Source organism: Pseudoalteromonas sp. Z1A6 (assembly GCF_011378745.1).
GTDB lineage: Bacteria > Pseudomonadota > Gammaproteobacteria > Enterobacterales > Alteromonadaceae > Pseudoalteromonas > Pseudoalteromonas arctica.
Map to the genome: position 1 here is coordinate 1 of NZ_WTKW01000297.1, position 5107 is coordinate 5107.

Consider the following 5107-nt stretch of genomic DNA (forward strand, 5'->3'; position numbering starts at 1 on the left):
CAACTTTATTTAAGACAATAAAAAAGGCGCTTTAAAAGCGCCTTTCTTTATGAGCTAAAATTAATTATTCAACAGTTTGTGTAGCCGTTGGTAAGTTAAGTTCAGCATTGGCTTTAAGCGCTTCAATAAATACCATGTAGTTTTTATTAGCTTGCGCCATAGTAATGCTTTGTTTTGCTTGAGGGTCAATATTAGCTGCAACTTGTGCATCTGTTACCGACTTAAGCGCAACAATTGCTGCATCACCATTATTTAAATTAACAAGCTCAACTACTGCCGAATCTGCTGGGTGAGCCATCTTAAATGCTTGAGTCACAATAGCAGGTGAAACAGTGTAGCTTTGACGCGTTAACTGCGCTTCTTGGCGAACCGTTAAACTTTGCTCGTTTGCTACATCGTTTAAGCTCTTACCTGCTTGTACTTCCGCAAATAAGCTACGCGCTTTTTCTTTAGCAAGCTCAGATGATTTTTCGTTAACTAAACGCGCTTTAATTTGCTCGCTTACTTCATCCAGTGGTTTAGTCGCAGCAGGTTTATGCTCGTTAATACGAACAATAATTACGTGCTCTTCACCCAGTTCAATAACTTCAGAGTTTACTTTATCTTCAAGTAAATCAACTGATGTTAGTGCTGTTACAACTGCAGGACTGTTTAACGGCTCTGGTAAAGCATTAAGTGCTAAAAGAGGTGTAGATTTAACTTCTACTTCAGCAACTTCTGCAGCGTCGTCTAAGCGGTCTGAAATTTCAAATGCAAGTGCACCCATCTCAGTTTGCTTTTCGTAAAACGCATCTACTTTTTCAGCTTGTTCTAGTTCAGCACGTAAGTCAGCTTTAACATCATCATAGGCTTTAACTTGTTGTGGTTGAATATCTGTCAGTTTAATTATGTGATAACCAAACTCAGAAGCAACAACTTCAGAAATATCACCTTTGTTTTGAAGTGCGAAAGTCGCGTCTTCAAATGCAGGGTCCATTACGTCACGTTCTATCCATTCAAGATCGCCGCCCATTTCGCCACTAACGATATCGTCAGATGATGATTCTGCTAACTCAGCAAAGTCTGCACCTTGCTCTAGTTGTGCGTGAAGTGCATTAGCTTTTTCTTTTGCTGCGTCATCGTCTTCACTGTTATCAATTAAGATATGTGATACGCGACGCTTTTCTGGCTCAACGTATTGTGCTTTATTTTGCTCGTAATACGCTTTAACGTCATCCTCGGTTACCGATTCAACATTAATATCTGCTGCTTTAAGCTCAATGTAACTTACCGAAATAAGCTCTGGGGACAAAAATTGTGATGCGTTTAGGTCGTAGTAATCAGACACTTCTTGATCTGATACTTCAACGTTCGCGGTAAGCGCTTCTTTGTTTACTACTACATAATCAATACTACGAGTTTGCTGCTGTAGAGCAATTGCGCTTTTAAGCTCGCTCTCTAGTGCAAAGTCTGTACCTGCAACAGCTGATACTACTTGGCTGCGTGTCATATCTTTACGTAAGTATTCACGAAAAGCATCTGGTTGAAAGTTCATTTGACGAATTACTTGTAAGTAACGGTCGTTATTAAATTTTTCACCAATTTGAAAGTACGGTAGTTCTAAAATTGTTTTACGTACACTTTCATCACTTACGCGAAGGCCTAAATCAGCCGCTAGCTGTGATTGCAATTCTTGTTGTACTAAGCGGTCAACTACACCTTGGCGAATTTGCGCCATGTAATTTGGATCAGCAGCAATTTGTGTAAAGTATTCACCAAATTGTTGCTCTAAACGGCTACGTTCATTTTGGTAAGCACGGTTAAAATCGGTTTGACTAATTTTAATTCCATTTACTTCAGCAACGGGTTGTTCTGTGGTTTGACCTAAGTAACTACCAATCCCTGCTAAGGCAAAAGATAAAATCACCGCGCCTAAAATTATTTTGGCTACAGGTCCTTGCGAACCTTCTCTGATTTTCTCAAGCATTTGTTTATCTCTTTTTGATCAAGGTATTTTACCTTGTCACATGTAAAAAAAGCGTATCTTACCAGATACGCTTTTTCACTTGAAGTAACTGGCGGTAAAGTTACTTAATTCATCTGTTGTGGTGAATCAGTAACTTTACACTCGCCATAACTAATGTGTTTAAAACAGTGATTAGTTTACTGCGTCTTTAAGCGCTTTACCGGCTTTAAAAGCAGGAATAGTTGCAGCAGCAATTTGGATTGTTTCACCAGTTTGCGGGTTACGGCCTGAACGTGCAGCACGGTCACGTACTGAGAAAGTACCAAAACCAACAAGTGCAACTGAGTCGCCTTCTTTTAGCGCGCCAGATACAGATTCGATGAATGAATCTAGTGCACGACCTGCAGCCGCTTTAGAAATGTCAGCATCAGCTGCGATTTGATCGATTAATTGAGATTTATTCACAATATCATCCTCTTTCATTGTTATTATCAAGAGCGATGGTTTTTTAAACTAACATCACTGTTTTGAAAATTTTAGAGCAAACTTTTAATGCTCACATGATTATATTTTTCTTAAGCCTACGCCCCATAAGGGCTAGGCTTGAAAACCAGTGCTTAACTTATCATACCGTTTAGATTTGAAAAGCCCTAAAAAGCACTTTTTTTAGCTTTTTTCTTGGTTTTTAGGTGTTTCGACCGAAAAACTCTCAACAGGATGCACTAAAGCAAGCTTTAACACCTCGTCAATCCACGTAACTGGGTGAATATCCAAGCCTGCCAGTACGTTTTCTGGGATCTCTTTTAAGTCACGTTCGTTAATTTTTGGAATGATGACTGTTTTAATTCCACCACGATGCGCTGCCAATAATTTCTCTTTTAAGCCACCAATAGGAAGTACTTCACCACGTAGCGTAATTTCACCGGTCATTGCAACATCTGCGCGTACAGGATTACCTGTTAAACTAGATACAAGACCCGTTACCATTGCTGCGCCCGCACTTGGACCATCTTTTGGTGTAGCGCCCTCAGGTACGTGTACGTGAATGTCACGTTTTTCGTAAAAGTCGCTATTAATACGAAATGTATCTGCACGATTACGTACTACCGTCATTGCCGCTTGAATCGACTCTTGCATTACATCGCCCAGTGAACCGGTATAAGTTAACTTGCCTTTACCTGGTACAGCTGCACATTCGATTGTTAGCAAATCACCGCCAACTTCTGTCCATGCTAAGCCTGTAACTTGACCAATGCGGTCGCCATCTTCAGCTTTACCATAGTCAAAGCGTTGTACACCTAAAAAGTCTTCTAGGTTATCTTGATTGATAGTTACTGTTTTAGTGTCTTTTTCAATTAAGATATTTTTAACTGCTTTACGGCATAATTTTGAAATTTCGCGCTCTAGGTTACGTACACCCGCTTCACGTGTGTAGTAACGGATAATGCCAATAATTGCACTATCATCAATTACAATCTCATGCTCTTTTAAGCCATTGCGCTTAACTTGCTTGGTGATTAAGTGTTCTTTTGCAATGTTTAGCTTTTCATCTTCGGTGTAACCCGATAAGCGAATAACTTCCATACGATCCAATAATGGGCCTGGGATGTTAAAGCTATTTGATGTAGCTACAAACATAACATCAGATAAATCGTAATCTACTTCGAGGTAGTGATCGGCAAAGTGACTGTTTTGCTCAGGATCAAGCACTTCTAATAGTGCTGATGCTGGATCGCCACGCATGTCTGATGACATTTTATCGATTTCATCTAACAAAAATAATGGATTTTTAACGCCCACTTTTGTCATGTTTTGAATTAGCTTACCTGGCATTGAACCAATGTATGTACGACGATGACCACGGATCTCAGCTTCATCACGTACGCCGCCAAGCGCCATACGAACATACTTACGACCAGTTGAACGCGCTATAGATTGCCCAAGTGATGTTTTACCAACACCTGGTGGCCCAACTAAACATAAAATTGGCCCTTTAAGCTTATTAGTACGCTGTTGTACTGCGAGATACTCAATAATGCGTTCTTTTACTTTATCTAAGCCGTGGTGATCGCTATCAAGAATTTTTTGCGCGCCCGCTAAGTCTTTTTTCACTTTAGAGCGTTTTTTCCATGGCACATTAATTAATGTATCAATGTATGAACGCACTACAGTCGCTTCTGCAGACATTGGCGACATCATCTTAAGCTTATTAAGCTCTGTCGTCGCTTTGTCTTGTGCCTCTGCTGGCATACCCGATTCTTCGATGCGTTTTTTAAGTGCTTCAAATTCATCAGGTACATCGTCAAGCTCACCCAGCTCTTTTTGAATGGCTTTCATTTGCTCATTGAGGTAATACTCGCGCTGAGACTTTTCCATCTGCTTTTTAACGCGGGTACGAATTTTCTTCTCAACTTGCAGTAAGTCTATTTCGCCTTCCATTAATGCCATTAAATATTCAAGACGTTCTGTAACGCTTGAAATTTCGAGCACTTTTTGCTTTTCAGGTACTTTAAGCGGCATATGGGCTGCCATTGTATCGGCAAGGCGTGCTGGCTCATCAATACCTGAAACTGAAGTTAGTACTTCAGGTGGAATTTTTTTGTTTAGCTTTACATAGCCTTCAAACTGGCTAATTGCGCTACGAATAAAAATATCTTGTTCTTTCTCATCTACCGAATCAGATTCAATAAATTGAGCATTAGCAACAAAAAAGTCATCGTTATCTACAAATTCTTCAATTTGTGCGCGCTGTGTACCTTCAACTAAAACTTTAACTGTACCGTCTGGTAATTTTAATAACTGAAGTACAGTGGCAATAGTACCGATACGATAAATATCATCTTGCTCTGGTTCATCTACAGTTGCATCTTTTTGTGCAACCAAGAAAATTTGTTTGTCTTTGTCCATTGCCGCTTCTAGGCATTTTATTGATTTTTCACGGCCAACAAAAAGCGGGATCACCATGTGCGGGTATACCACAACATCGCGCAGTGCAAGGACTGGGATTTCGACTCGGTCGGTTCTCTCAAGCGTCATTATAGTTTCTCTTCGCACTTCATTTATTTTAAAGATTACTCAAGTATATGGGGATAACCTAATTAAAGTTCAACAATTTTCCCATACTCGATTAAATTAATTATAAAAAAAGGAGCCTAAGGCTCC

The 5107-nt window shown here is 39.8% G+C and carries 3 protein-coding genes; all 3 read right to left on the bottom strand.

The features are described from left to right. Window positions 1-64: 64 nt before the first annotated feature. The 3 genes from GQR46_RS15765 to lon all read right to left on the bottom strand — a co-directional run bounded on the left by GQR46_RS15765 (window position 65) and on the right by lon (window position 4981). Window positions 65-1966, bottom strand: a complete 1902-nt coding sequence (locus GQR46_RS15765) for a SurA N-terminal domain-containing protein (protein ID WP_165741431.1) — start codon at window positions 1964-1966, stop codon at window positions 65-67. Window positions 1967-2137: 171 nt separating this feature from the next. After that, the gene (locus tag GQR46_RS15770; RefSeq protein ID WP_157823336.1) at window positions 2138-2428 is read right to left on the bottom strand and encodes an HU family DNA-binding protein; all 291 of its coding nucleotides are present in this window, start codon (window positions 2426-2428) and stop codon (window positions 2138-2140) included. A 183-nt stretch (window positions 2429-2611) separates the two neighbouring features. Beyond that, window positions 2612-4981 carry an endopeptidase La gene (lon, locus tag GQR46_RS15775; protein WP_165741432.1) on the bottom strand — a complete coding sequence of 790 codons (2370 nt, stop codon included), beginning with the start codon at window positions 4979-4981 and terminating at the stop codon, window positions 2612-2614. Between the last annotated feature and the right edge of the window lie 126 nt (window positions 4982-5107).

Bases quoted from the DNA above. Each gene is read 5' to 3' on its own strand.
- GQR46_RS15765 (WP_165741431.1), bottom strand. From the start codon at position 1,966: ATGCTTGAGAAAATCAGAGAAGGTTCGCAAGGACCTGTAGCCAAAATA.
- lon (WP_165741432.1), bottom strand. From the start codon at position 4,981: ATGACGCTTGAGAGAACCGACCGAGTCGAAATCCCAGTCCTTGCACTG.
- GQR46_RS15770 (WP_157823336.1), bottom strand. From the start codon at position 2,428: ATGAAAGAGGATGATATTGTGAATAAATCTCAATTAATCGATCAAATC.